The organism is Amycolatopsis nalaikhensis, from assembly GCF_030264295.1.
GTDB lineage: Bacteria > Actinomycetota > Actinomycetes > Mycobacteriales > Pseudonocardiaceae > Amycolatopsis > Amycolatopsis nalaikhensis.
Genome location: NZ_CP127173.1, coordinates 7,786,627 through 7,811,742 on the forward strand (window position 1 = coordinate 7,786,627; position 25,116 = coordinate 7,811,742).

The window sequence follows — 25,116 nt, forward strand, 5'->3', positions numbered from 1 at the left end:
GGAAACGGTAGCAAACGTGTCGTTTCTGCCACTGACGCCGAGCCCCGCCGCGGCCCTAGCTTGAGGACGTCCGAACGAACCGAGGAGTGAAGATGAAGATCGGTCTGCTGGCCACCATCGAGGCCAAGCCCGAGCACGCCGAAGAGGTGGCGGCCATGCTCGGCGGCGCCGTCGAGCTCGCCAACGCCGAACAGCACACCCAGGCGTGGTTCGCGTTCCGCGTCGACGCGACGACCTTCGGCGTGTTCGACACCTTCGGCGACGAGGCGGGCCGGCGCGCCCACCTCGAAGGCCGGATCGCCGCGGCACTGACCGAGGCCGCCGCGACGACGCTCGCCGCGCCGCCGGACATCCGGGAGATCGACCTGCTCGGGGTCAAGCTGCCGTGACGTCCGCCTGGCGGCCCCGGCGCGGGGCCGCCAGGCTGGTCGGTGAGGAAGGAGCGCGCATGCCCACCACCGTCGTCAACCTGAAGGGCCACCGGGGCGACCCGGACTACGCCGACGTCGTCTACGTCGGGCGGCCGATGCACCGGGGCGGCTGGCACCTCGAAGGCTCGAAGCTCGCCAGCCCCTTCAAGCCCGGGAAGGACGGCACCCGCGAAGAGGTCCTCGAGAAGTACCGCGAGTACCTGCTGTCCCGGCCGGACCTGCTGGCGCTGCTGCCGGACCTGCGCGGACGGCGGCTCGGCTGCTGGTGCGTCCCCGAGCCCTGCCACGCCCAGGTCATCGCCGACGTCGCGGATCACGGCCCGTAACGACGCACACCCCCTCCGCGAGTAACCTGGCGACACGAGGGGGTGATCGCCGGTGCCCGCGGGACGACACGGCGGCGTCGACCAAGCCGAACTGCCGGAGGCTCACCGGATCAGGTGGTGGCTGGCGGCGGTGACGGCCGGGCTCGTCGCGATCAGCTCCGCCGTCGTGCCCTACCTGCCGTTCTTCCAGAGCTGGACGTTCGTCCGCGACCCGAAGATCGCCAGTGTCATCACCTGGACCGTGCTGCAGACGTCGGTCGTCATCGTCTCCGCCGTTCTCACGCTGTACTTCGTCGGCAAGGCACGGCTCGAAGCCGCCGCGTTCCGGGCCAACCAGATCGACATCCGCCTGTTCGTCGACGAGCGGCCCGCGGACAGCCACGACCGCGAGATCGACTCCGCCGTCGAGCTGACCGCGACCTTCAAGCGGTTCCTCAACGACTCGCGCCTCTACACGCCGACCCCGGTTCCCGGCGTCGGCAGCTCCTACGACTTCATCCAGATCGTCGAGCACGCCGGCGACTCCGCGGACGGCTGGTGGAAGGCCGCCACCAAGCTGATCCGGCTCGCCCAGCCGCCCGCCGCGTTCACCGTCACCGGAACGATCCGGCCCGGCAACACCGCCGGCCGCTACCAGCTCATCCTGGAGCTCGTGCGCGTCCCGCGGTTCGCCGCCAGCCCGCTGGTCATCGAGGACGAGAACTGGCCGCGCGTGCTGCACCGGGCCGCGAACGCCGTGGCGGCGCTGGTCATCCCGCGCAGCGCCTACGTCCGCACGAACATCCACTGGGCCGCCTGGCGCGACGCGAAGATCCCGTACGAGCTCTTCGACGCCTACCAGCGGGCCAACCACTTCGTCACCTACCGCCGCTACGACGAGGCGCTCGCCGAGTACTACCGGGCGGTCAGCCTCGACCCGTCGAACGTCTACATCAGACTCGAAATCGCGGCGCTGCAAGAACAACTCGACCTGCACCTGGACGCGCTCGCCACCTACGACGACGTGATCACCGTGTGCAGCAGGGGACATCCGACGCTGGCCCGCTGGTGGATCGGCCCGGACTTCGCGCGCCAGCCCCGCCACGCGGGCCGCGGCCGCGACGTCGCGCTGCTGATCGCCCGCTACCGGCACGCGCTCGTCATGGGTCACGGCGACTCCGTGGCCGGGTCCTGGTGGGTGCGGCGCACCACCGCGGGCGCGCCCGACGACGCGCGGGCCGCCCGCCGCGCAGAGCTGCGGGCCGCGCTGGAGCTGCGGTTCCGCCGGTACGTCGACCTCGACGTGCGCGTGCGGCCGTACGCGATCCCGCGCGAGAAGCGGCTCGAGCTGCACCGGCGCGTGCTGCGGACGCCGGTGAAGGAGCTGGTCGTCAACGAGGCGACGCCGGAGCAGCTGGCCGAGTACAACCAGCGCGCCGCGGAGCTCCGCTCGTACCTCGGCGCGTTGTCGCAGTACGAGATCGAGCGGCTCATCGAGGATTACCGCCGGTTCGGCAGGCGCTGGCGGCGCAGCTGGCAGCAGCTGACGAACCGCGCGCTCGACCTGTCGCTGGTCTGGACGGTGGTGCGCCGCGCGATGGCCGACATCGAGCCGGTCACCGGCGCGGTCCCGGTGCCCCAGCCCGCCTACCCGGGCAGCCGCGAGCGGCTGGCCGACGTCTGCCCGGACCGGCGCTGGCCCCCGGACCCGCGCGCGCTCGACGAAACCGTCGAAGCCGCGGGACCGCGGAAAACGTGGGAAGAGTGCTACAACGCGGCGAGCGTGTACGCCGTCGCCATGCTCGAAGTCGGCCCGCGCGGCGAACGCGATTTGCGCGACCGCGCGCGCAACCCGCGTCTCACCGGCGAAGCGCGCGACGAAGTGGCCCGCCGCGCGATCCGCGAGCTGTACCACGCCGCGACCATCAGCCACAGCGGGCGGCTGCCGGAGCGCCGGTCGTGGGTGATGGGGGAGGACCCGGACCTCGCCGCGCTGCGTGGCCACGAGCTGTTCCGCGTCTTCGAGATGGTCACCTTCTCCCCGGACCGCGCGGCCCCGCTGCGGCCGCAACGCGCGCACGTGTGGGAACAGGTGAGCTACGTCCGGCAGCTCGTCGGCGAAATCGCCGCCTGCCGCGCGCATTTCTGGCGGACCCGCGAAGCCGCGCCGGACGACCGGACGCTCGCGCGCTGGCGCTCGGCCGACCGGGACGCCTGGCGCAAGCTCGCGCAGCTGGCCACCGGCAAGCAGGACTGGTACACGCGGTATCAGGCGATCTGCGCGTTCCGCGAGTGGTCGGCGGACTCGGGCTACCCGGGTTCGATCGCCGGTTTCCCGCTCTACTGCGAGGAACGGCTGCACGCCCAGCTGCGCGGCGCGGCCGGCCCGCGGGTGAAGGCCGGGCTCGACGCGAACATCGTCGTGCGCGAGTACGTGCGGCTGTGCGACCAGCGGCTCGACCACCTCGCGGCCGACATCGCCGAGATCGTCGAGCGGCCCGCCGCCGACGACTTCCTGGCGTGCGCCGAGCTGTGGGCGGCGCTCGGCGCGTGGTTCGACGACGACATCGCCGACGGCTCGTCGGCGGGCGAGCGGCGCGAGCGGTTCCGGAAGCTGGCCCAGCCCGCCTAGGACGGCCGCGTGTAGCGGTGCTTGACCCCGACCGGGAAGTACTCGGGGTCGCCCGCCGGGCGCAGCACGACGTCGGGCTGCTGGCGTTCTTCCGGGACGTAGTGGGCGAACTCGCTGTTGAGCCGGACCAGCTGTTCGCGGACGGCGGTGGCGATCGCCGCGGCGTCGGCGGTCGCGCCCGGCGCCGTCTCGACGGTGATCCGCAACCGCCGGTCGCGGTCTTCGTCCTCGACCGCCTCGATGACGAACTTGCCGGTGACGGTGTCGCTGATGCCGGGCTGCTCGAGGCCGACGGTGACGTTCTCCGGGTAGACGTTGGCGCCGAAGAACGACACGGTGAACAGCGACCGCCCGAAGACGTACACGAACGGCAGCTCGGGGCCGGGCGGCGGCGTGAACCCGTGCCGGGCGCAGAGAGCGAGCAGTTCGGCGTGCGGGAGGAGCCCGCCGTCGTCGGCGATGTGGTAGCGGATCAGCGGGATCCCGCCGTCCGCGGAGAAGAGCAGCGTGCCCTCGTGCACCTCGAAGAACCGGCTCGCCGGGTCGTACTGCACGAGCGTCGGCAGCCGGGCGTCGCCGAAGACCTCCCGCGCCAGCTCGGGGCGGTCGGCGAAGAACCGCCGGATGGCGACCGAGAGCGGGGTTTCGGTGCCGAGCACGCCCGCGTCGGCGGTGCCGTAGAGCGACGCGATGTGCCGGACCGGGTCGGTCACGCCGGCCCGCTGCCCGACGAGGTCCCGCCACTGCTCGCTGAAGACCTCGCCGGCGAGCACGAGCTTGATCGCGTAGGCGGGCCAGTCGAGGCCCTCGGCGAGCCCGGTGTCGACGACGTCCTTGACGAACGGCGGGTAGCCGAGCAACACGACCTGTTCGAAGTGCGGCGCGAGTTCGGGCAGCACGCGCAGGATTTCGGCCTTGTTGTTGCCCGGCGCGACAACGGTGATCGGGCAGCCCTTGGCGGCGAGGTGGCGCACGCACGCCGTCGTGAAGAGGCCGCCGACCCAGGTGCCGAGCGGAAAGCAGACGACGGCGAGGGTGCTGCGCCGATCGGCTTCGAAGGCATCGACGAGCACGGTTTCGAAGCGGCGGGCGACGTGCAGCTCGTCTTCGAGGGCGCGGGGCCAGATCGTCGGCTGCCCGCTCGACCCGGAGGAGACGGCGATCATGTCGCAGCCGGCGAAGGTGCCGTCGCGGCACAGCTCGGGGAGCGGGTACTTGCGGTGGTAGGAGGCCTTGTCGGCCAGCGGCAGGGTGCGGAAGTCCGCCATGGTCGTGATTTCGCCGGGGGCGATCCCGTGTTCCCGCAGGAACTTCCGGTACGCGGGCACGGTTTCCGCGGTCTTGTGGAACAGATCGAGAAGGTGACTTTCGGACGGCGGCTCGGGTGGGGCGAAGAAGGTGTCGAACGCCTGCCGCACACGGGTCCGCCGACCGAGGTCCATGATCGCAGCATAACGGCCACCGCGTGCCATGATGGGCGGCGTGAGCACCTCTGCCGAGCCGCAGCCCGCGGGCGCGCCGCTGACCTTGTACTTGGTCAAGCGGCTCGAGCTGGTGGTGCGGGCCCTGCTCGACGACGCGCTGAGGCCGCTCGGGCTCACGACGTTGCAGTACACGGCGCTGACGGTGCTCGAAGCGAGCGGCGCGCTGTCGTCGGCGCAGCTGGCGCGCCGGTCGTTCCTGCGGCCGCAGACGATGCACGAGATGGTGCTGGCGTTGGAAAAGCGCGGACTGATCGCGCGGACCCCGAAGCCGGACAACAAGCGAGTCCTGCTGGCGGGCCTGACGGACGCGGGCCGTGCGTTGCTGGCGGAGTGCGCCCCGGCGGTGGCGGAGGTGGAGGACGCGCTGCTGGCCGACCTGAGCCCGGGCCAGCGAGCGACGTTCCGCGAGGGGCTCCAGCACGGGGTGACGGCGCTGGGAGCGTTGTCCGACCACCGGCGTTCGCAGGAAGCCTGAGGTCCGGGCGAGGAACATCAAAGGCGCGCCTGGGGTATCCGAATCGCCCGGTTGGAGTCTTCACTCAGGCTTGCTGATAGGCCGGTCGAGTGGAAGCGCCGGGGGAGGCGTAGCGCGGGTGTGACGAGGGCCGTTGAGGGGTAAGTCCTGTGCTCCCACAATTGGAGGTAGGCCGACGTGACCCGGGCTCGCGACGTGGACGGCGTGCTTGTCGCCGCGCGCAGGCTGCTGGTGGTCGCGGGAGCGGTGGCGGGCTTCTGGCTGGTGTCGTGGCTGGTGTCCGGCCAGGCCGAGGCGGCGGGGGAGCCGGACCCGGTCGGTGGGGTGGTTTCACGGGTGGCGCCGGGCCCTGTTGACGACCTGGTTTCGCGGGTCGTGCGCGGGGAGCCTGTGCCGGACCCGGTTGGTGACATCGCTTCACGAGTGGTGCACCGGGAATCCGTGGCGCGGAAGAGCCCGGCCGTTCGGCTGCCGGACCGCGCGGTCAAGCCGGTGTCGCGTGTGGTCGAGGCGGCGGTTTCGCCCGTGGCTCGGACCGCGGGTGCTGTCGTCGCGCCGTTCGAGCGCGCTGTTGTCCCGCCGGTTGCCGGGGTCGCCTCCGCGGTGGCCGAGCCTGTGGTGCGGGCGACCGCGCCGCTGTCGAAGACCGCTCGGGCGGTGGCCGCCCCGGTCACCGGAGCCATCGCCGGAATTGCGCGGCCGGTCGTAGCGAGCGTGGCCGGTGTGCTCGAGCCGGTCGTGGACGGTGTCGTCCGCCCGGTCGTCGCCCCGGTGACCGGCGCGCTGACCCCCGTCCTCGAGCCCGTCGTGGATGGCGTCCTCCGGCCGATCCTCACCCCGGTGACCGGCGCACTCGCCCCGGTCGCGGAGCCAATCGTCACCCCCGTGGCCAACCCGGTCGCCGACCCGGCGATCGACAGCCCCACCCTGGTCTTCAGCCCCGTCAACGATCGTCCGCAAGGCGAGGCGATCTACCCCCAGCCGCAACTTCCCCTCACCGCCGTCGCAGCTGAGCCGCGAGCGACCGCCACCGCCGAGGGCAGCCAAGACCAAGCCGCCGTCGAAACCGTCCCGGACTGCGGGGCCTCACCCGCGCACCACCCCACGGCACCACGGCAAGAAAACACCCCGGCGCCGACCGCCCCCACCAGGCACACTCCAGCCCCGGCGGACGCCGCCTTCGGGACCGCCTTCAGCTCCCCCGTCGCCGTCCTGAACCCGGACCCCGGCCCCCGCGCCACCGCGGGCTTCACCCTGTCGCACGGGGAGTTCGTGCCGCTCTGGCGGGCGTGCGAACCCGGCACCGGCCCGGGCTAGACCCGTCCCGATCCTCCGTTCGTCGCGCGGTCCGCGGCGTGCTCCGCGCTGCCCGCGACCAGCCGAAACCGAACCGAAACCCACGCGTGGAAGAGGGACGAAATGGAAGCGAACGTGTTCGACCTCGGGAAGGTGCGAAGAGACGCGGTGGTCACCGTCCGCCTGGACGCGATGGCCAACGTCAGGCTCCTGACGGAGGTCAACTTCCAGGCTTACCGGCGCCGGCAGTACTACCGGATGCACGGCGGGGTGGCCACCGCACCGATGTTCAAGATCCACATCCCGGCCAACGCCCACTGGTTCCTGGTGCTCGACGTCGAGGGGCTGGAAAACCTGCCCCTGCGCCCGCGGGTGAGCGTCGAGCCCGAACCGGCCGTCACCGCTCGTGGACGCACCGGCCTCCGGTGAACGTCATCGCGGCCCCCGCGGCCCCGATTTCGCGTTCGGGGCCGTCGAAGGGGTCGCGGTCGAGCACGACGAGGTCGGCGCGCGCGCCCGGCCGGATCGTGCCCGCGTCGTCGAAGTGACTCACGTAGGCCGACCCGGCCGTGTACGCGGTGATCGCCGCGGCGAGGTCGATCCGCTGGTCCGGGAAGAACGGCGGGACGTCCTCGCCGTACGGGACCCGGTTGACCGCGACGTGGATGCCCTGCAGCGGGTCGGGGCTGCTCACCGGCCAGTCGCTGCCGGCCGCCAGCATGGCCCCGGACCGCAGCAGGGCGCCGAACGGGTACTGCCACGCCGCCCGTTCGGCGCCGAGGAAGGGGATGGTCAGCTCGTCCATCTGCGGCTCGTGCACAGCCCACAGCGGCTGCACGGTCGCCGTCGCGCCGAGCCGCCGGAACCGCGGGACGTCGTCCGGGTGCACCACCTGCACGTGCGCGAGGTGGTGCCGGTGATCCGACGGGCTGTTGGTGGCGCGCGCCGCGGCGACGGCGTCGAGCGCGTCCCGCACCGCCCGGTCGCCGAGCGCGTGGAAGTGCACCTGGAAGCCGTGCGCGTCCAGCAGCGTCACGTACTCGCGCAGCGCCACCGGATCGACGAAGCTCAGTCCACTGCGGCCGGTGCACCGGTACGGGCTGAGCAGCGCCGCGGTGTGGTTCTCGGCGACGCCGTCGAGCATGATCTTCACGCTCTCGGCGCGGAAACCGCTGTCGCGCAACGAATCCCGGCGCGCCAGGAGGTCCGGGAGCTGGTCGGCGCCGCGGTCGCGGTCCCACCAGAGCGCGCCGGTGACCCGGGCGGTCAGCAGGCCACGCGCGGTGGCGTCGGCATAGGTGCCGGCGGGGTCGGGCATGCCGCCGTAGTCGCCGAGCAGCGGGTCCTGCCAGGCGGTGACGCCGAAGGAGTGCAGCAGCCGTTGCGCCCGCAGCAGCCCGGCGAACTTCTCGGCGTCGGTGACCGGCGGCAGCAGCCGCGTGACGAGGTCCATCGCGCCTTCGTGCAGCACGCCGGTGGGGGAGCCGTCGGTGTCGCGCTCGATGCGGCCGTCGCTCGGGTCGGGGGTGGCGGCGGTGATCCCGGCGCGGGCGAGGGCGGCGCCGTTCAGCCAGGCGCCGTGGTGGTCGCGGTTGACGAGCACGACGGGCCGGTCCGCGACGACGTCGTCGAGCAGCCGCCGGTGCGGCAGGCCGCCCTCGAAGATCTCCATCGACCAGCCGCTGCCGACGAGCCAGCCCGAGCCCGGGTGCGCGGCGACGGCGTCGAGGCACTCCCGGACGGTGGTGGCACCGGTGAGGTCGCAGCGGCCGAGTTCGATCCCGGCGCCGACGGCGTGGACGTGCGCGTCCTGGAACCCGGGCAGCAGCAGACGCCCGTCCAGGTCGACGACCTCGGTCCGCGGCCCGATCACCGGACGCGGGTCATCCCCGACGGCGGAGATCCGGTCCCCGCGGACGGCGGCGAACCCGGCCGGGCGGCGACCGGTGTGCACGGGGCCACCGGTGAACACGAGGTCGGCGGGCATGGAGCCGATCTTCCCGCATCACCGCGGTGCCGCGGGGGTACCCGGCCCGGATGCAGACGTTCCTCCCGTGCGCGGAATTCACGGCCAGCGCCCGGACGCTCGACCGGCGCCGGCTCGGCAAGCAGCGCGTGGAGGCGCTGCAGGTGCTGCGGGCGCTGGTGGTGCCGGGCTACGGCTGGCGCCATCACCCGGCGGCGAAGATGTGGACGGGGTACGAGGAGGCCCTGACCCGCTACGGCCTCGAGGTGTGCGCGGTGTGGTGTGCCTCGGGCGGGGCGGACACGTGCGCGGTGAAGCTCGTGGACGAGTACGCGGGCTCTTTCGGCGGGCGAGGCGTGCGGACGCAGGCGGAGCTCGTGGCCTCGGGGGAGGTGCCGCCGTGGCTCGGGGACGAGGCTTTGCACCGGAGCCACCAGTCGGCGCTGGTGCGGAAGGATCCCGACCACTATGGGGCGCAGTTCCCGGGGGTACCGCCCGATCTGCCGTATGTGTGGCCGCCCTCGGATCGGCCGTGTCGGGTGGCCTGAGGTGGTGGGGCCGCCTTCGCGGCGGCGACCCTGGCTCGCCTGCCCGCCTCGGCGCGGTTGAATCGCCCACGCCGCCCATCCCCGGCGAGGCCCGCCCTAGCCGCCAGGCCCCGCCCGCCCACCTCCCCGCACACCTGCGGCAAAAACCGCACCGGACCTGCGGCTCCACTGGTCCGCCCGCACACCACACCCCGACCAACGGCGGATTTACAACGTTGTACCAACGATGTAAAAAAGGCCCACGCGCACACCCGTGGAAGGGGCCACCGATGTCCTCCCGAGAACGCGATCACCTCACCCGCCGCGACCTCCTCCGCCTCGCCGGAGGCACCGCCGCCGCCATCTCCGCCGCTCTCTGGCTGCCCGGGTCCGCCTCCGCCGGGACCTTCAGCCCGCTCCGGCCGCCCGCCACCCCGCTCGTCGTCCGCTCTCCCTACCTCTCCACCTGGCAGGCCGCCGACAACCTCACCGGTACCTGGTCGAGCTTCTGGACCGGCCACACCACCGCCCTCTGCGGCATCGCCCGCATCGACGGCGCCGCCTACCTCTTCGCCGGGGCGCCCGGCAGTCCCGCCCTCACCCCGATGACGCAGGTCAGCCTGCAGGTCACCGGCACGCGCTCGACCTACGTCCTCACCGCCGGCGGCGTGAACCTCACCGTCACGTTCTTCTCGCCCGTCGACCCGGCGAACCTGCAACGCCAGTGCGTCCCCTTCGGCTACGTCACCCTCCAGGCCGCCAGCGCCGACGGCCGCGCGCACGCCGTCGACCTGCACTTCGACACCTCCGCCGAGTGGGTGCACGGCAACACCGCCACCCCCGTCACCTGGACGCGGCAGCAGTCCGGCGGTTACACCCTCCTCAGCTGCACCCCCGCGAGCCCCGGTGTGCTGCAGGAGAACGGCGACCAGGCCAGCTGGGGCTCGCTCGTGCTCGCCGCGCCGACGTCCGGCACCACCTGGCAGATCGGCCAGGACACCGTCGTGCGCGCCGCGTCGGCGAGCCAGGGCGTCCTGAACAACACCAGCGACTCCGCCCAGCCGCGCGCCATCAACGACCGCTGGCCCGTCCTCGCCTTCAACCGGAACCTCGGCACCATCGCGGCCGGGGGTTCGTCGAGCCCGTTCACGCTCTCGATCGGGCACGTCCGCACCCCCGCCGTCCGGTACCTCGGCACTCCGCTGAACCCCTGGTGGACGCACTACTGGGGCAGCTGGCCGGACATGGCCGTCTGGTTCGCGAACGACTACGCCGCCGCGCTGGCCGCCGCGACCGCGATCGACCAGCGGCTGCACGACGACGCCGTCGCCGCCGCCGGGGGCGGGAGCACCGGTGAGCACTACGCCGGGATCTGCGCGCTCGCCCTGCGCCAGGCCTTCGGCGGCACCGAACTGGTCGACCGCGGTGGCGCGCCCTGGGCGTTCCTCAAGGAGATCTCCTCCAACGGCAACATGTCCACTGTGGACGTCACTTACCCGGCGTTCCCCGCCTACCTGTACCTGTCGCCCGCCTACCTGCGGCTGCTGCTGGAACCGCTGCTCGACTACGCCGAGCGCGGCGGCTGGCCGATGCAGTTCGCCGAGCACGACCTCGGCACCCACTACCCGGACGCCACCGGCCACAACGACGGCAACGAAGAAAGCATGCCTGTCGAGGAATCGGCGAACCTGCTGATCATGGCCGCCGCGCTCGTGCAGCGGCTGCCGTCGGCCGAGGCGAGCGCCTTCGCCACCACCCACTACCGGATCCTGCGCCAGTGGGCCGAATACCTCATCGGCACCACCCTGGACCCGGGCTACCAGAACCAGACCGACGACTTCACCGGGTTCATCGCGCACAGCGCCAACCTCGCGCTGAAGGGCATCATCGGCGTCGGCGCGATGGGGATCATCGCCACCGCGGTCGGCAACACCGCCGATGCCCAGCGCTACCGGTCGACGTCCCGCGCCTACGTCAGCCAGTGGGTGACCCTCGCCGACGACGGGCAGCACCTGCGGCTCGCCTACGACCAGCCCGGCACCTGGAGCCTCAAGTACAACGGGTTCGCCGACCGCGTCCTCGGCCTCGACCTGGTCCCGCTCGGCGTCGCGGCGCGGGAGGCGGCCTGGTACCAGTCGCGGGCCGGCGCGCACGGCGTCCTGCTCGACCCGCGCAACAACTACACGAAGGCCGACTGGGAGCTGTGGACCGCGGCGTGGCTCACCGACCAGCCGAATATCCGCACCACGCTGGTCGAGGGCGTCTACAGCTTCGCGAACACCACGCCGCAGCGCGTGCCGTTCAGCGACTGGTACGTCGTCGCCGACGCCACCCAGCGCGGCTTCCAGGCCCGCCCGGTCGCCGGCGGCTACCTGGCCCTGCTGACCCGCCCGGCCGCGTCGACGACCGTCTGGCGCAAGCTGCAGAACCAGCGCTCGGGCAAGGTGCTCGCCGTGTCGAACATGTCGCTGGCCGACAGCGCCGAGGTCACGCAGTGGGCGGACAACGGCACCGCCGACCACCTCTGGGCCGTGGCCGACAACGGCGACGGCACCGTCCGGATCGTCAACCGCAACAGCGGCAAGGTGCTCGCGGTGCACGACCAGAGCCTCGACAACGGCGCCCACGTCCAGCAGTACCGCGACAACGGCACACCGGACCACAACTGGCGGATCGTCGACGCCGGCGGCGGCTGGTCGAAGCTGGTCAACGTCCGCAGCGGCAAGGTCATGGCCGTCGACCAGCAGTCCACGGCGGACGGCGCGCAGGTGACCCAGTGGGACGACAACGGCACTCCCGACCACCTCTGGCGGTTCGTCTGACGCCGTTTGCGACACTGGCGCCGTGTGCGCCGACCCCATCCGCCGGTTCCTCGACGAGCGGAACCCGCCGACCCCGTGCCTGGTCGTCGACACCGACGTCGTCGCGGCCCGGGCGCGCGAGTTCCGCTCGGCGTTCCCCGGCGCGCTGATCCGCTACGCCGTCAAGGCCAACCCGGCGCCCCCGGTGCTCGACGCGCTGGTGGCGGCCGGGATCGGCTTCGACGTCGCCGGGCCCGCGGAGCTCGCGCTGTGCCTCGAGCGCGGCGCGGACCCGGCCGACCTCGCGTACGGCAACCCGATCAAGAAGCCCCGCGACATCGCCTACGCCTTCGAGCGCGGCGTCCGGGAGTTCACCTCCGACGCGCCCGGCGACGTCGACCACCTGGGCCGGTACGCGCCCGGCTCGGCCGTGTCGATCCGCGTCGTGCTCGACGCGCCCGACTCGGTGACGCCGTTCGGCCGGAAGTTCGGCTGCGACCCGGCCGAGGCGTTCGACCTCGTGCTGCGCGCCGCGGCGCTCGGGCTGCGGCCCGGCCTCGCGTTCCACGTCGGGTCGCAGCAGCCGGACGTCAGCGCGTGGGAGATCGGGATCGCGACCGCGGCGAAGTTGTTCGAAGAAGCCGCTGCGCAGGGCGTCGAGATGACGCGGCTGAACCTCGGCGGCGGCTTCGCGACGACCCACCGGGTTCCGGTGCCGTCGCTGGACGCCTACGCGGCGACGATCGCGTCGGCCCTCGAGACGCACTTCCCGGCGAACCCGCCCGAGCTGCTGCTGGAGCCGGGCCGCGTGCTCGTCGCCGACGCGGGACTGCTGCGCACCGAGGTCGTGCTGGTCGCGCACCGGAGCGGGCGGCGGTGGGTGTACCTCGACATCGGCCGCTACAACGGGCTCGCCGAGGCCGAGAACGAGGCGATCGCCTACCGGTTCGAGCCGGTCGGCGCGGCCGGACCGGCCGGGCCCGTGGTGCTCGCCGGGCCGACCTGCGACGGCGACGACGTCCTCTACCAGCGGACGCCGTACGAGCTGCCGCTGTCGCTGCGCACGGGCGACCGCGTCGACCTGCCCGGCACCGGCGCGTACACCGCGAGCTACGCGTCGGTCGGGTTCAACGGCATCGAGCCGCTGCGCACGTACTGCGTCGGGCGGTGGGGCGATGTCTGAGGTCGGCCGGTTCACCGGGCGCCACGTCCTGGCCGAGCTGCACGGCGTCGACCCGGGCCTGCTCGACGACGCCGCGCGGCTGGGCGAGCTGCTCCGGGCGGCGGTGACGGAGGCGGGCGCGACGGTCGTCGACGTCGTGGCCAAGCGGTTCGCGCCGCAGGGCGCCACCGTGATCGCACTGCTGGCCGAGTCGCACGCGTCGGTGCACACCTACCCCGAGCACGGCTCGCTGTTCGCCGACGTGTTCACCTGCGGCGAGCGCGCCGATCCCGAGCACGCGCTGCGGTTGCTGGCGAAGTCGCTGGACGCCGCTTCGGTCCACCTGTCCGTCCTCCACCGGGGAGAACGCTGATGCCCGTCATCCACGAACCGGTCGGCCCCGGCCTCACCCGCGCGTGGGAGGTCGGCGACGTCCGCTACCACGCCCGCACGCCGTACCAGGAGGTGCTCATCGGCGAGACGGCGCAGGGGGTTTCCCTCTTCTGCGACGGCGAGCGCCAGAGCACCGAAGCGAGTCAGCTGGTGTACCACGAGGCGTTGATGGTGCCCGCGCTGCTGCTGGCCGAGCGGGTCCGGCGGGTGCTGATCATCGGGTCGAGCGAGGGCGTCGCCTCGGAACTGGCGGTCGCGCACGGCGCGTCGCACGTGGACCACGTCGACATCGACGAGCAGGCGGTCCGCGCCTGCGCCGAACACCTGCCCTACGGCTACACGACCGCGGACCTCGACCGGGCCACGAACGGCGACGGCCCGGTGCGGGTGTCCTTTGCGGACGGCTGGGCGTTCCTGGCCGCGGCGCCCGCCGGGAGCTACGACGTCGTCGTGATCGACCTGCCGGACGAGAACGCCGACCCGGACGCGCAGCACAACCGCTTGTACGGCACGGACTTCCTGCGCCGCTGCGCGCGTCTGCTGGCCCCGGGCGGGGTGGTGACCTGCCAGGCGGGCTGCCCGACGTTGTGGCGCAACGAAACGCTGCTGGCTTCGTGGCGGCGGTTCCGCGAAGTGTTCGGGACGGTGCTGTACTTCGGGTCCGACGAGCACGAATGGGCGTTCCTGTCCGGCCGCACCGACCACGTCGCCGACCCGGGACCGCTGGTGGCGCGCCGGTTCGCGGAACGGGGGAGCGGCGCGGTCACCCTGGACGCCGAAGCGCTGCTCGGCGGCTCGACACCGCCGTTCTCGCTGCGCCACGATACTGGTTCAGACCAGTAGGGTCTTCGATTCTTCGAATACTTCAACTGTTGAAACCTGAAATGGCGTGAAATGGATTTCCCGCACGCCGGGTGGCGGTGTTACTCCGTTCAGTGGCCGTCGAAAACGTGGTGCCCGCGCTACGATCCGTTCCGCGCGCGATCATTCTCAGCAAAAGGCACCGTGGCCCATTTGGAGGAGTGTCATGCTCGGTATCCTGGTCGTCGCCGGAATGGTTCTGTCCGCCCTCGCCGCGCCCGTCGATTCCCCGGCGGAATCGGCTCCGGCCGGAAAGATCACGCTCGACATCAAGACCATCAACGGGTCCGGCTGCCCGGCGGGCACGGCCACCGCGTCGGCCGACGTCGCGTCCGACAACACGTCGTTCACGGTGCACTACACGAACTTCACGGCCAAGGCGGGTGGCGGCGCCTCGGCTCTCGACGCGCGGAAGAACTGCCAGATCAACGTGCTCGTCCACGTCCCGCAGGGGTTCACGTACGCGATCGCACGGGCCGACTACCGCGGCTTCGCGCACATCGAGAGCGGAGCGAGCGCGCTCGAGCAGGCCAACTACTACTTCACCGGGACGGCGCCGACCGCCCGCGTGCGGCACACGTTCCCCGGCCCGTTCCACGGCGTGTGGCGGGCGAGCGACACGACCGAAGTCGCGGAACTGGTGTTCGCGCCGTGCGGCGAGGACCGCAACCTGAACATCAACGCGGAACTGCGCGCCGACGCCGGATCCTCGGGCGGCGCGAGTTACATCGAAATGGATTCCGAACACGCGAGCGTGGACACGATTTACCACTTCGCGTGGAAGACCTGCTGAACCGGGCCACCCGCCCGGCCAGGCGTGCGCTGAAGGGCCCTTTCCTCCCGTCAGATGCGAGGAACGGGCCCTTCACCGCGTCGGATGCGATGAACGTCCCCTTCAGCCCGCCCGGCCCGCGGAGTCGTCAGCGTGCCTCGCTCACCGGCCTCGGACTTTCGGGCTTCGCGGCGGACAGCGGCGTGCATCGTCGCTCGAACCGCTCCATCAGCACGGTTGCGATCAGGAGGGCCACTGGGGTGCTCACCGCGATCCACATGTTCACAGACCTACCCAGCCCCGCCCGGTCTCAACCGCTCGCGGACAACCGGGTGATCAGCTCCAGCAGCCCGGCGCGGAACGCGGAGTCATCGCCGAGCACGCCGAGCAGGGCGGGTTCGGCCCGCACCGCCCGTTCGTGGACCGCCTTGCCGTGCGGGGTCAACCGGGTCAGGTGACGGCGCGCGTCGGCCGGGTCCGGCGTCCGGGTGACGAACCCCGCCTTCGCGAGCCGGTCGAGGGTGCGGCTCATCGTCTGGTCGGTCACCTGGCAGCGCTGGGCGAGCGTCCGCTGGGGGAGCGGCCCGTCGCCCAGCGTGTGCAGCGCGATCAGCCCCGCGTGGGTGAGCCCGAGGTCGGCGAGCACGGTCACCCAGCGCTGCTCCACCAGCCGGGCAGCCACGGAGAGCAACCGGCCCGTCGGCCACGTGCTCAGATCGGGTTCGGGGGATGTGCTCACCGTCACTCCGGGTCGTCGTGCAGAATGTTCAGCCTGCTGAACAATTGGTCGTGTCCCACGCGAAAGGACCTTAGCGACCATGAACGACAACCCGCGCCGCCTCCGCTGGCTGATCCCGGCCCTCCTGGTGATCGCCTGGCTCGCGCTGGGCGGGTTCGGCGGGCCGTTCGCCGGAAAGCTCAGCGAAGTCGCGAAGAACGACAACGCCGCCTTCCTGCCGCGCTCGGCCGAGGCCACCGAGGTCTCCGACGAGCAGAAGGCGTTCAGCCCGCGCCAGGTCCTGCCCGCGACCGTCGTCGCCGAGCGCACCAGCGGGCTGAACGCCGAAGACCGGAGCTTCCTCGACGCCAAGGCACGCGAGCTGGGCGGCGTCCCCGGGGTCGCCGGGCCACTCGGGCAACCCGAAAAAGCGCCGCGTGACGACCAGGCCATGCAGCTGGCCGTCCCGATCCTCGCCGACGGCAACCCGGCCGACGTCGTCAAGGAGGTCCGCACGCGCCTGGCGGGTGCTCCGGCCGGGCTCACCGTGCTGGTCACCGGCCCGGCCGGGCAGATCGCCGACCTGGTGAAGGCCTTCGGCGGCATCGACGGCATCCTGCTGCTGGTCGCGGGCGGCGTGGTCGCCCTGATCCTCGTCGCGGTCTACCGCAGCCCGCTGCTGCCGTTCCTGGTGCTGCTGTCGGCGGTGTTCGCGCTCGGGCTCGCCAGCCTCGTCGTCTACCTGCTGGCCAAGCACGACGTCCTCGCGCTCAACGGCCAGAGCCAGGGCATCCTGTCGATCCTCGTCTTCGGCGCCGCGACGGACTACGCGCTGCTGCTCGTCGCGCGGTTTCGGGAGCAGCTTCGCGACACCCCGAGCCGGTTCGACGCGCTGAAACTCGCCTGGCGCGCGACGCTCGAGCCGATCGCCGCATCGGCGGGCACCGTCGTGCTCGGCGTGCTCTGCCTGCTGTTCAGCGACCTCAACTCCAACAAGGGACTGGGCCCGGTCGCGGCGATCGGCATCGGGGCCGCGCTGCTGGCGTCGACGACGTTCCTGCCCGCCGCGCTGGCCCTGTGCGGGCGCGGCGCGTTCTGGCCGTTCAAGCCCGCGCTGGGCTCGCCGCACCCGGAGACGTCGGGGCTCTGGGGCCGTGTGGCCGGGCTGGTCGGCCGCCGTCCGCGCGCGGTCTGGGTGGTGACGGCGCTCGTGCTGGGGGTCGGCGTCGCGTTCCTGCCGCAGCTCAAGGCGTCCGGCACGGCGCAGTCCGACGTCTTCCTCACCGAGGTCGAATCGACGACCGGCCAGGAGGTCCTCGGCAGGCACTTCCCGGGCGGGCTGGGCGCGCCCGCGATCACGACCGCCGACGCCGGTGCGCTGCCGGCCGTGCTCCAGGCGTCCACAATGGACGGAGTGGCGCGGTCGTTCCCGCTGCCCGGCCCGGACGGGCAGCCCAAGGTGGTGAACGGGCGCGTGCAGATCCTGTCCGTGCTCACCGACCCGGCGGACTCCGAAGCGGCGGTGGCGACGGTCGCCGATCTGCGCGACGCCGTCCACGCGGTGCCCGGCGCGAACGCGAAGGTCGGCGGCCCGACGGCGATCCAGCTCGACACGCAGGAAACCTCGAAACGCGACCGCGCCCTGATCATCCCGATCGTGCTGCTGGTGATCTTCCTGGTGCTGGCCCTGTTGCTCCGATCGCTGCTCGCACCGCTGCTGCTGATCGCGACGGTGGTGCTGTCGTTCGCGGCGACGATGGGCGTGTCGGCGCTGGTGTTCAACCACGTCTTCGGGTTCCCGGGCGCGGACCCGGTCGTGCCGTTGTTCGGGTTCGTCTTCCTGGTGGCGCTCGGGATCGACTACAACATCTTCCTGATGACCCGGGTCCGCGAGGAGGCACTGACCCGCGGCACGCGCGACGGGACGCTGCGCGGGCTGACGCTGACCGGCGGGGTGATCACGTCGGCGGGGGTCGTGCTCGCGGCGACGTTCTCCGCGCTCGCCGTGATCCCGATCCTGTTCCTCGCCCAGATCGCGTTCATCGTCGCGTTCGGCGTCCTGCTGGACACGCTGCTGGTGCGCTCGCTGCTCGTGCCCGCCCTGACCGTCGACGTCGGGCGCCGCGTCTGGTGGCCGTCGAAGCTGGCGAGGGCGACCGACTAGGAGTCGCGGCGGACGCGTGCGCCGCCGTCCTCGCCTGTGAGGTAGGCCGTCGTGCCGGTGAGGGCGAGCAGCCGGTCCAGCGCGGGCGGGCGGTTGTCCAGGTGCAGCCGGGCGCCCGCGGCGGTGACCACGCGGTGGACCCGCAGGAGGGCCGACAGTCCGGAGGAGTCGCAGAAGACGATCCCGGCGCAGTCGAGCCGCACCTCGCGGACGCCGGGGTGGTCGGCCAGCCGGTCGGTGACCAGCCGCGGCAGTCGCGCGGCCGTGGCGAACTCCAGTTCGCCGTCGAGCGTGACGCGGGCCGTCACGCCGTCGGGGCAGCTCCAGGCGCACGTCCACGTCATGCCGTCAGCTCCGCGCGGGCGTCGCGGAGCAGGCCCGTGGCCCGCGGGAAGTCGCGCAGCTCCGCCTCGAGCAGGTCGAGCGCGGGCACCAGCGAGGCCGCCGGGACGCCGCGGGCGGTGAGGATCCCGGCGGTCCAGGTCAGGAATCCGGTGAACAGCTCGGCGTCACCGACGTAGAGCGCCGTCGCCAGGAACTCGACGATGTGCGCGACGTCCTCGGCCGTGTGCCGGCGCTGCTGTTCGGTGTAGGTCCGCATGGCCGGGATCCGCTCTTCCAGCCCCGCGAGCACGGCTTTGACGAGTCGCCCGGACGTGCGCGTGACCAGCGTGTACTCCTGGTCGGCCAGGTGCGGCAGGTCGTCGAGCGGCTGGTGCCCGGTCTGCGGCCGGGGGAGCGGCCGCGCCAGCCGGTCGGCGGCCGACCGCGCGTCGGGCGCCCACGCCTCGGCGCCGAGCAGCCGCGCGTACCGGCCGTCGGGACCGAACGCCGCACCTCCGGCGATGACCGGGGTCGCCGCCGCCTGGCACGCGGTGATCGTGGCGTGCGCGGTCGGCAGCCGGGTCGCGATCGAGCCGGACAGCGCGACCGCGTCCGGTCCGGTGCGGTGCAGGTGGGCCACCAGGTGCGGGGCCGGGACCTGCGCGCCGAGGTAGTCGACGTGGAACCCGCGCAGCCGCAGCACCTCGGCGAGCAGCCGGGCGGGCATCGCGTGCCATTCGCCGTCGACGCAGGCGACCGTGACCCGGCCGAGGCGCGGCTCCGGCCGGGGCAGCACGTAGCCGAACGCGGCGATCACGCGGTCGTTGATCGCCGTGGCCGTGTGCTCCTGCGCGACGGTGAGTCGGTTGGCCGCCCACTCCTGCCCGACCCGCCGCTGCACGGCGCCGATCACGTCGAGCAGCACGCTCTCCGGGTCGGTCCCGTCGCCCAGCGCCTGGACCACGATGTCGCCCGCGGCGTACTCGTCGCCGGTCGTGACGGCCTGCCAGAGCCGCTCGGCGTGCTCGGCCACGCCGGTCCGGCCGGTGGCGGTGGTCGTGCTCATGCGGTGTACCTCCCGGGGCCGTGGCCGCCGACCGCGGCCAGGTGCTGCCCGCGGGGCGCGGTGATCGCCAGCACGGCCATGTCGTCGTGGGTGCCGCGCCCGATCCACTGCGAGGCGAGCATCTGCACGCGCTCGGCGACGGCGTCGGCCGGCATGTTCGCGCACTCGGCGACGGCGTCGCGGAGCCGGTCTTCGCCGAACATCTCGTCGCCGAGCGGGCCGCCCTTGGCCTCGATGATCCCGTCGGTGTAGAGCAGGCAGGTCTCGCCCGGCGCGAGCGTGATGTCGGCGCTCACCGAGGTGATCTCGGGCAGCACGCCGATCAGGCTGCCGCGGCTGTCGGCCTCCTCGACCCGGCCGTCGGCCCGCACGACCAGCGGCGGCGGGTGGCCGGCACAGGTGACGCGCAGCCGGACCGACGCGCCTTCGCGGCGGGCGGAGGCCAGCACCAGGGTGACGTAGCGGGCGTCCGCGTTGCCGCCGATGGTGCGGTTCAGCAGGTCGAGCAGCCGGTGGTGGTCACCGGCCATCGGCAGCAGCGCGCGCAGCGTGGTGCGGATCTTGCCGGTCAGCACGGCCGCGTCGAGGCCCTTGCCGCAGACGTCACCGAGCACGGCGAGCGACTCGTCGGCCTCGGTCGTGACCGCCGGGTGGACGTCGTAGAAGTCGCCACCGATCCGTTCGCCGTCGAGGGCTGGGCGGTACCGGCCGGCGAACTCGACGCCGCCGAGTTGTTCCAGCGCGGGCGGCAGCAGCTCGCGCATCAGGGTGTCGGTGATCGAGGCCTGGAGCGCGAACACGCGGGCCGCGGACATCGCGGCCCCCGCGCGGGCCGCGAACAGCCGCGCGAAGGGCTCTTCCTGCTCGCTGAACGACGCCCGGTCGCCGCGGCGCAGCAGGACCAGCGCGCCTGCCGGGACACCGTGGCCGGGCAGCGGCGTCACGACGACGGAACCGGGCGGCCCGAAGCCGCCGGGCCGCACCCAGGCGGGCGCGGAGCCGGGGTCGAGCCAGCGCGAGGGCACGGGCGGGAACCCCTGGAGGGCCTCGCCGAGGCCCGGCAGCTCGTCCGGGTCGATTTCCAGCCGGGTCCGGACGGGTTCGCCGCCCCGCACGCAGGAAACGGCGGGGTAGCCACCCCCGGCGGCCGGCGCGACGACGAGCGCGGCGTCGGCGAGGTGCTGCGCGGCGAGCCGGGCGGCGACCTCCATGCAGCGGTCGAGGTTGAGCGAACCCAGCAGCGCGGCGGAGGCGGCGCTGAGGAACGCGGTCCGTTCCTGTTCTTCGGCGAGGGCCGCGCGGGCCGAGTGGAGGTCGGTTTCGTCGACCAGCCACCAGGTGACGCCGTCTTCGTGCGGCACCGGGTGCGCGGCGAACGCACGGTCGGCTGCCTCGCCGCGGACGATGTCGTTGGTGCCGCGCGCGTGGGCTTCGCCGAGCCAGTTCGCGATCGCGGCCAGGGGCGCGCCGGGGCTGGCTTCGGGGAAGAGCGCGCGGGCGGCTGAGTTGAGGTCTTGGAGGAGCCCGGATGCGTCGGCCACCACCGCGGGTGTGGGCGCGGTGGTCCAGCTGGGGTCGGTGGTGTGCGGATTGGGCTGCGGGGTTCGGCTGGCGTGGTCGGTGGTCGAACCGCGGCTGCCGGAGTGTGAGGTGGTCAGCGTGTCGCGCTCCGAATCGGCGTCGGCGTGGTCGGCGGCGGGTGTGGCGGCCCATCCCGGGGCACCGGTGCGGGGCGTCGCCGACGCGGGGTGCGCCGGGTCAGCCACGGGCGCCCGCCGGGCCCGGGTCGGTCGGCAGCTCGGCCCACAGCGTCTTGCCGCCCGGACGGCGCAGCTGCCCCCACGCCGCGGCGCAGCGCTCCACCAGCAGCAACCCGCGGCCGCCCTGGTCGGAGGGGGCTCGGCGGCGGGCCGGTTCGCGGGCGCCGTCGTCGACCTCGATGCGCAGGCGGGCCGCGCCCGGCAGCAGGCGCACGTGGAACGGTGCGTGGCCGTGGCGCAACGCGTTCGACGTCAGCTCGTCCACCACCATCACGGCCGTGCTGACGACGTTCGCCGGGAACGTGCTCAGCACCGCGCGGACCCAGTGGCGGACCTTGGCCAGTTCCGTGAGCTCGGCCGTGATGCCCAGCTCGTGCCGGACGGCGGACGGTCCGGTCCACCGGGTCCCGGAGGCCGTCACGTCTCTTCGCCCCAGGAGGCGCGCGCCGCGTCGACGCTCGGGTGCACCGGCAGCACGGCGCCGAGGCCGAGCAGCTCGATCGGGCGCACCACGGCGGGCACGGTCGAGGCGATCGCGAACCGGCCGCCCGCCTCGGCCAGCCGCCCGGCGAGCCGCAGCAGGGCCTGCAGGCAGCTCGAGTCGCAGAACCGGACCTCGGTCATGTCCACGACGACCCGGCGGGCGCCGGGGTCGGCGGGGAACAGGTCGGCGAGCTTCGGTGAAACCGCGAAGTCGAACTCGCCGCGCAGGCGGTAGACGCTCAGCTCGGGGGCTTCGTCGGCTTCCAGAGACCAGCCCTCACCGGAGGACCGCTGCCGTGGCCGCGTCGCGTCGGTGGTCATGACGACTCCAGGATCGGGGATCGGGGTCGCGGGCTGGCGGCTCAACCTACTCCCGTCGCAATCTACCAGCGCCGTCCCGCGCGGGCAGCGCGGCGCGCCCGTCACTGTCCTTTGAGGACAGTATCGGGTTCGGCCGCGGGCTCCGGCGTCGCGGCGGCCGGCGGCACGATGGCGACGTCGACCGTGCGGGTCAGCCGCTCGTAGGGCGCCCGGTGCTCGTCGTCGAGGAGCACCGCCAGCGGCGTCCAGACGCCCACCACGAACACCGACGCCGCCAGCGCGACCGGCAGGAGCAGCTGCTCGGGGTGGTGGCCGAGGTCCCAGCGGTCCAGGTCCAGCACCAGCCACGTGAGCCACAGCGGCGAGAGCAGGATGCCGTTGCGGACCAGCAGCGCGATCGGCCCCGCCCGCCGCCCGCTGCGCCGCGCGACGCGCAGCAGCATCGCGCGCTTGCCGGGCGTCGAGCCGGTCACCGCGGGCAGCACCACGAACCAGACGAGGGCGAGGATGACGACCGGCGTGTCGCGGTGGGCGAGGTCTTCGCCGAAGAGCGTCAGGATGCCGAAGAGGAACCCGAGCAGCGCGGCGAACCCGAGCAGGTCGGTGACCAGCGCGAACAGTCGCCTGGTGAACGTGACCTTCGCGGCGTAGCGACGGCGGTCGTGCTCCGGTTCCAGAGCGGGCAGCAGCCGGCCGAGCGGGCCGGCCAGCAGCCAGCCCACGACGACGCCGGTGGTGTTGAGCAGCAGGTCGTCCACGCTGAAGAGCCGGTACGGGCACGGGTAGACGAACCACAGCCCGGTCAGCTGCGTCAGTTCGAAGAAGAGCGAGACGCCGAAGCCGATCAGCGTCGCGGGCAGCAGCCGCATCCGCCGCGCGTACCGGGCGTAGAACCCGAGCGGGGCCAGCATCACGACGTTCAGCGCGGTGGTCCAGACCGCCGGGTTGTGCAGCAGCGCGCCGGGGCTCCAGTGCCCGCGGGCCCGCTGCGATACGACTTCGATGAAGTAGAACGGCCGCAGCTGCGGAGAACTGGCGTACGTGTGCCCCGCGCAGTAGTCCGGGTCGGCGGGCAGCGGCAGCACCGTCTGCGTCGCGATCGCCAAGAGGTAGAAGAGAAAAGCGTAGAACACGAACGTCGGCCACCCGCCGGCGCGGCCGCGGCGGCGGTAGCTGACGAACGCCGCCGGCAGCATGACGGCCAGCACGAGCACCGGGAAGAGGATGAGGGCGGTCCGGACGGGGACGAGGTAGGTGGCGACCACGGTGCCGGTGGTACCCAGCCGCCGGGGGTGCCAAGCGTGGTTCCCCCGGTCGGCCGGGCGATCACCGGTCCCCGGTCACTGCGGCGGGGCGTCCTGCTGGCCGCCACCCTGCTGGTGCAGGTAGTCCTTCACCTTGTCCGAACCCTGGTCGATCTTGTCGGCGTGCTGGCCGAACCGCTGCTTGGCGGCTTCGGCGGCCTTGTCGACACCCTGGTCGGCCTTCTCCGGGTTCTTGCCGATCGCTTCCTTCGCCTTGTCGAAGAGATTCATGGCCTCGGGCCTCCCGTTCGGAATCCGATCTTCGGACCCTTCCGAGGAGAACACCGGAGCAGCGGGCGTGCAACCGAATGGCTGCGGGCACTCACCTGTCGTGGGTATTCGCGCCCCTTTCCCGGGTGAAAGCCCCGGTCGCGGGTTTGAACCCGGCGGATTCGGGTAACGGCGACACCTTTTCGGGTCCGGCCCGGTCGGTACGGGCATGAGCACATCCACGAAGGAAAAACGGGTGGTCGCCGTCGTCGGCGCCACCGGGCGGCAAGGTGGCGGGCTGGTCCGGTCGATCCTCGAAGCCGACGACGGGTTCGCCGTCCGCGCGCTCACCCGGGACCCGGAATCTCCGCAGGCGAAGGAATTGGCCGCGCTCGGGGTGGAACTGGTGGTCGCCGATCTCGACGACGCCCGTTCCGTCGAAGCGGCGTTTTCGGGCGCGTACGGCGCTTTCTGCGTCACGGCCGCGCAGGAACACCCGCCGGAACGGGAACGCGCGCACGCGGCGACGATGGCCGCGGCCGCGCGGGCCGCCGGGCTCGCGCACGTCGTCTGGTCGACGTTCGAGGACACGCGGGCGTTCCTCCCGCCCGGCGACGAGCGGATGCCGGTGCTGCACGGGGAATACCGCGTCCCGCACTACGACGCGAAAGGCGCCTCGGACGCGGAGTTCCGCGGCGTGCCGACGACGTTCCTGCGCACGGCGTTCTACTGGGAGAACCTCCTCGACGGCGGCGGCCCGGCCCGCGACGAGGACGGCGTCCGGCGGCTCGCCCTGCCGCTGGGGTCCGCGCGGCTGCCGGGGATCGCGGTGGCCGACATCGGCCGGTGCGCGTACGCGATCCTGCGCCGTCCGGACCTGGCGGGCCGGACCGTGAGCATCACCGGCGAAAACCTCACCGGCGCCGAGCTCGCGGCCGCGTTCGCCGACGTGCTCGGCGAGCCCGTGCGGTACGAGGACGTCCCGCTCGAGGTGCTCCGAAGTCTCGGCATCCCGCAGGCCGCCGAGCTGGCGAACATGTTCCGGTTCACCCAGGACTTCGAAACCGCGTACGCGGGGGCGCGCGATCCCGCCGAAGTCCGGAAACTACACCCCGGCCTGCTGACCTTCCGCCGCTGGCTGACCGAAAGGAACCCCCGATGAGCGTCGTGCTGACCGAAGCCGCCCGCGAGGTGCTCGACGGGCCGCACACCGCGGTGATCGCGACGGTGAACGCCGACGGCAGGCCGCAGTCGTCGGTGATCTTCGTCAAGCGCGACGGCGACACTGTCGTCTTCAGCACCATCGAAGGGCGGCTCAAGACCCGCAACATGCGCTGCGACCCGCGGGTCAGCCTGCTGGTGTCGAGCAACCCGGGCCGGTACGTCGAGATCCGCGGGCGGGCCGAGCCACCGCCGACCCGGACAAGCTGCTGCTGCACGAGATGTACGCCCGGTACATGGGCGGGGCGACGCCGCCGCCGGAACCGGACGCGCACCGGCTGGTCGTCCGGATCGTCCCGGAAAAGCTCTACGTCTGGCCGCCCGCGGCGTGACCGGTCGCGGCGGCGCCTTGAACCGGGTGCCGCCGCGGCCCGTATACCGGGTGAGGACCGCCGAACCCCCGCCGCGGGGGCACGCGCGGTCGCCGCCGTGAACCACGA

At 72.8% G+C, this 25,116-nt stretch carries 24 protein-coding genes and 1 pseudogene; 15 read left to right on the forward strand and 10 right to left on the reverse strand.

Going from position 1 to position 25,116, the window contains the following annotated elements:
- The first annotated feature begins 92 nt into the window (after positions 1–92).
- The 3 genes from QP939_RS38095 to QP939_RS38105 are packed head-to-tail and all read left to right on the forward strand — an operon-like array spanning position 93 to position 3,368.
- Positions 93–389: a putative quinol monooxygenase gene (locus QP939_RS38095; RefSeq protein ID WP_285451308.1), complete on the forward strand. Its 297-nt coding sequence runs from the start codon at positions 93–95 to the stop codon at positions 387–389.
- 59 nt (positions 390–448) lie between these two features.
- Positions 449–757 (forward strand): DUF4326 domain-containing protein, encoded by a 309-nt coding sequence (locus QP939_RS38100; protein WP_285451309.1) that lies wholly within the window; start codon positions 449–451, stop codon positions 755–757.
- Positions 758–809: 52 nt separating this feature from the next.
- Positions 810–3,368 carry a tetratricopeptide repeat protein gene (locus QP939_RS38105; RefSeq protein WP_285451310.1) on the forward strand — a complete coding sequence of 853 codons (2,559 nt, stop codon included), beginning with the start codon at positions 810–812 and terminating at the stop codon, positions 3,366–3,368.
- Here the strand turns inward: QP939_RS38105 and QP939_RS38110 are convergent.
- Complete coding sequence (locus QP939_RS38110) at positions 3,365–4,810, reverse strand: phenylacetate--CoA ligase family protein (protein ID WP_285451311.1); 1,446 nt, start codon at positions 4,808–4,810, stop codon at positions 3,365–3,367. The genes QP939_RS38105 and QP939_RS38110 overlap by 4 nt on opposite strands.
- A gap of 28 nt (positions 4,811–4,838) precedes the next feature.
- On the opposite strand from QP939_RS38110, the gene QP939_RS38115 reads away from it, so the two are divergent.
- The 3 genes from QP939_RS38115 to QP939_RS38125 all read left to right on the forward strand — a co-directional run bounded on the left by QP939_RS38115 (position 4,839) and on the right by QP939_RS38125 (position 7,052).
- Positions 4,839–5,327 (forward strand): MarR family winged helix-turn-helix transcriptional regulator, encoded by a 489-nt coding sequence (locus QP939_RS38115; RefSeq protein WP_285451312.1) that lies wholly within the window; start codon positions 4,839–4,841, stop codon positions 5,325–5,327.
- Between the two features lie 177 nt (positions 5,328–5,504).
- Complete coding sequence (locus QP939_RS38120) at positions 5,505–6,644, forward strand: hypothetical protein (protein ID WP_285451313.1); 1,140 nt, start codon at positions 5,505–5,507, stop codon at positions 6,642–6,644.
- A gap of 102 nt (positions 6,645–6,746) precedes the next feature.
- Positions 6,747–7,052 (forward strand): DUF1883 domain-containing protein, encoded by a 306-nt coding sequence (locus tag QP939_RS38125; RefSeq protein WP_285451314.1) that lies wholly within the window; start codon positions 6,747–6,749, stop codon positions 7,050–7,052.
- On the opposite strand, the gene QP939_RS38130 is transcribed toward QP939_RS38125, so the two are convergent.
- Positions 7,021–8,610: an amidohydrolase gene (locus QP939_RS38130; RefSeq protein WP_285451315.1), complete on the reverse strand. Its 1,590-nt coding sequence runs from the start codon at positions 8,608–8,610 to the stop codon at positions 7,021–7,023. The two genes, QP939_RS38125 and QP939_RS38130, sit on opposite strands and share 32 nt — an antisense overlap.
- 50 nt (positions 8,611–8,660) lie before the next feature.
- Between QP939_RS38130 and QP939_RS38135 the strand changes: the two genes are divergently transcribed.
- The 6 genes from QP939_RS38135 (at position 8,661) to QP939_RS38160 (ending at position 15,126) form a co-directional block, all read left to right on the forward strand.
- Positions 8,661–9,137, forward strand: a complete 477-nt coding sequence (locus QP939_RS38135; RefSeq protein WP_285451317.1) for an MSMEG_6728 family protein — start codon at positions 8,661–8,663, stop codon at positions 9,135–9,137.
- 269 nt (positions 9,138–9,406) lie between these two features.
- Positions 9,407–11,938 (forward strand): glutaminase domain-containing protein, encoded by a 2,532-nt coding sequence (locus QP939_RS38140; RefSeq protein ID WP_285451318.1) that lies wholly within the window; start codon positions 9,407–9,409, stop codon positions 11,936–11,938.
- 22 nt (positions 11,939–11,960) lie between these two features.
- On the forward strand, positions 11,961–13,100 hold the full coding sequence (locus QP939_RS38145; protein WP_285451319.1) for a type III PLP-dependent enzyme: 1,140 nt from the start codon (positions 11,961–11,963) through the stop codon (positions 13,098–13,100).
- Positions 13,093–13,452: an adenosylmethionine decarboxylase gene (speD, locus tag QP939_RS38150; protein WP_285451321.1), complete on the forward strand. Its 360-nt coding sequence runs from the start codon at positions 13,093–13,095 to the stop codon at positions 13,450–13,452. Before QP939_RS38145 ends, speD begins: the two co-directional genes overlap by 8 nt.
- Complete coding sequence (locus QP939_RS38155; protein WP_285451322.1) at positions 13,452–14,315, forward strand: spermine/spermidine synthase domain-containing protein; 864 nt, start codon at positions 13,452–13,454, stop codon at positions 14,313–14,315. The genes speD and QP939_RS38155 overlap by 1 nt, the downstream gene beginning before the upstream one ends.
- Positions 14,316–14,499: 184 nt before the next feature.
- On the forward strand, positions 14,500–15,126 hold the full coding sequence (locus QP939_RS38160) for a DUF4360 domain-containing protein (RefSeq protein ID WP_285451323.1): 627 nt from the start codon (positions 14,500–14,502) through the stop codon (positions 15,124–15,126).
- Positions 15,127–15,415: 289 nt separating this feature from the next.
- On the opposite strand, the gene QP939_RS38165 is transcribed toward QP939_RS38160, so the two are convergent.
- Complete coding sequence (locus QP939_RS38165) at positions 15,416–15,850, reverse strand: MarR family winged helix-turn-helix transcriptional regulator (protein WP_285451324.1); 435 nt, start codon at positions 15,848–15,850, stop codon at positions 15,416–15,418.
- A gap of 73 nt (positions 15,851–15,923) precedes the next feature.
- Between QP939_RS38165 and QP939_RS38170 the strand changes: the two genes are divergently transcribed.
- Positions 15,924–17,987, forward strand: coding sequence for an MMPL family transporter (locus QP939_RS38170; RefSeq protein ID WP_285451325.1), 2,064 nt, complete (start codon positions 15,924–15,926; stop codon positions 17,985–17,987).
- Here QP939_RS38170 and QP939_RS38175 read toward each other — a convergent pair.
- The 7 genes from QP939_RS38175 to QP939_RS38205 all read right to left on the reverse strand — a co-directional run bounded on the left by QP939_RS38175 (position 17,984) and on the right by QP939_RS38205 (position 23,476).
- Positions 17,984–18,331 carry an STAS domain-containing protein gene (locus QP939_RS38175; protein WP_285451326.1) on the reverse strand — a complete coding sequence of 116 codons (348 nt, stop codon included), beginning with the start codon at positions 18,329–18,331 and terminating at the stop codon, positions 17,984–17,986. The genes QP939_RS38170 and QP939_RS38175 overlap by 4 nt on opposite strands.
- Positions 18,328–19,377, reverse strand: a complete 1,050-nt coding sequence (locus QP939_RS38180) for a cobalamin B12-binding domain-containing protein (RefSeq protein WP_285451327.1) — start codon at positions 19,375–19,377, stop codon at positions 18,328–18,330. Before QP939_RS38180 ends, QP939_RS38175 begins: the two co-directional genes overlap by 4 nt.
- A complete protein-coding gene (locus QP939_RS38185) occupies positions 19,374–21,143 on the reverse strand; it encodes a PP2C family protein-serine/threonine phosphatase (protein ID WP_352248426.1) in 1,770 nt (589 codons plus the stop codon). The genes QP939_RS38180 and QP939_RS38185 overlap by 4 nt, the downstream gene beginning before the upstream one ends.
- A complete protein-coding gene (locus QP939_RS38190; RefSeq protein WP_285451328.1) occupies positions 21,136–21,558 on the reverse strand; it encodes an ATP-binding protein in 423 nt (140 codons plus the stop codon). The genes QP939_RS38185 and QP939_RS38190 overlap by 8 nt, the downstream gene beginning before the upstream one ends.
- Entirely contained in the window at positions 21,555–21,941 is a 387-nt protein-coding gene (locus tag QP939_RS38195; protein ID WP_285451329.1) for an STAS domain-containing protein, read from the reverse strand. The genes QP939_RS38190 and QP939_RS38195 overlap by 4 nt, the downstream gene beginning before the upstream one ends.
- Before the next feature lie 101 nt (positions 21,942–22,042).
- Positions 22,043–23,206 (reverse strand): VanZ family protein, encoded by a 1,164-nt coding sequence (locus tag QP939_RS38200; protein ID WP_285451330.1) that lies wholly within the window; start codon positions 23,204–23,206, stop codon positions 22,043–22,045.
- Positions 23,207–23,281: 75 nt separating this feature from the next.
- Positions 23,282–23,476: an antitoxin gene (locus QP939_RS38205; RefSeq protein WP_285451331.1), complete on the reverse strand. Its 195-nt coding sequence runs from the start codon at positions 23,474–23,476 to the stop codon at positions 23,282–23,284.
- 208 nt (positions 23,477–23,684) lie between these two features.
- On the opposite strand from QP939_RS38205, the gene QP939_RS38210 reads away from it, so the two are divergent.
- Together QP939_RS38210 and QP939_RS38215 are read left to right on the forward strand one after the other, a co-directional pair.
- The gene (locus QP939_RS38210) at positions 23,685–24,617 is read left to right on the forward strand and encodes an NmrA/HSCARG family protein (RefSeq protein WP_285451332.1); all 933 of its coding nucleotides are present in this window, start codon (positions 23,685–23,687) and stop codon (positions 24,615–24,617) included.
- Positions 24,614–24,808, forward strand: a pseudogene (locus QP939_RS38215) (pyridoxamine 5'-phosphate oxidase family protein); the annotation flags it as partial. The gene QP939_RS38210 and the pseudogene QP939_RS38215, both read left to right, overlap by 4 nt.
- Positions 24,809–25,116 lie beyond the last annotated feature (308 nt).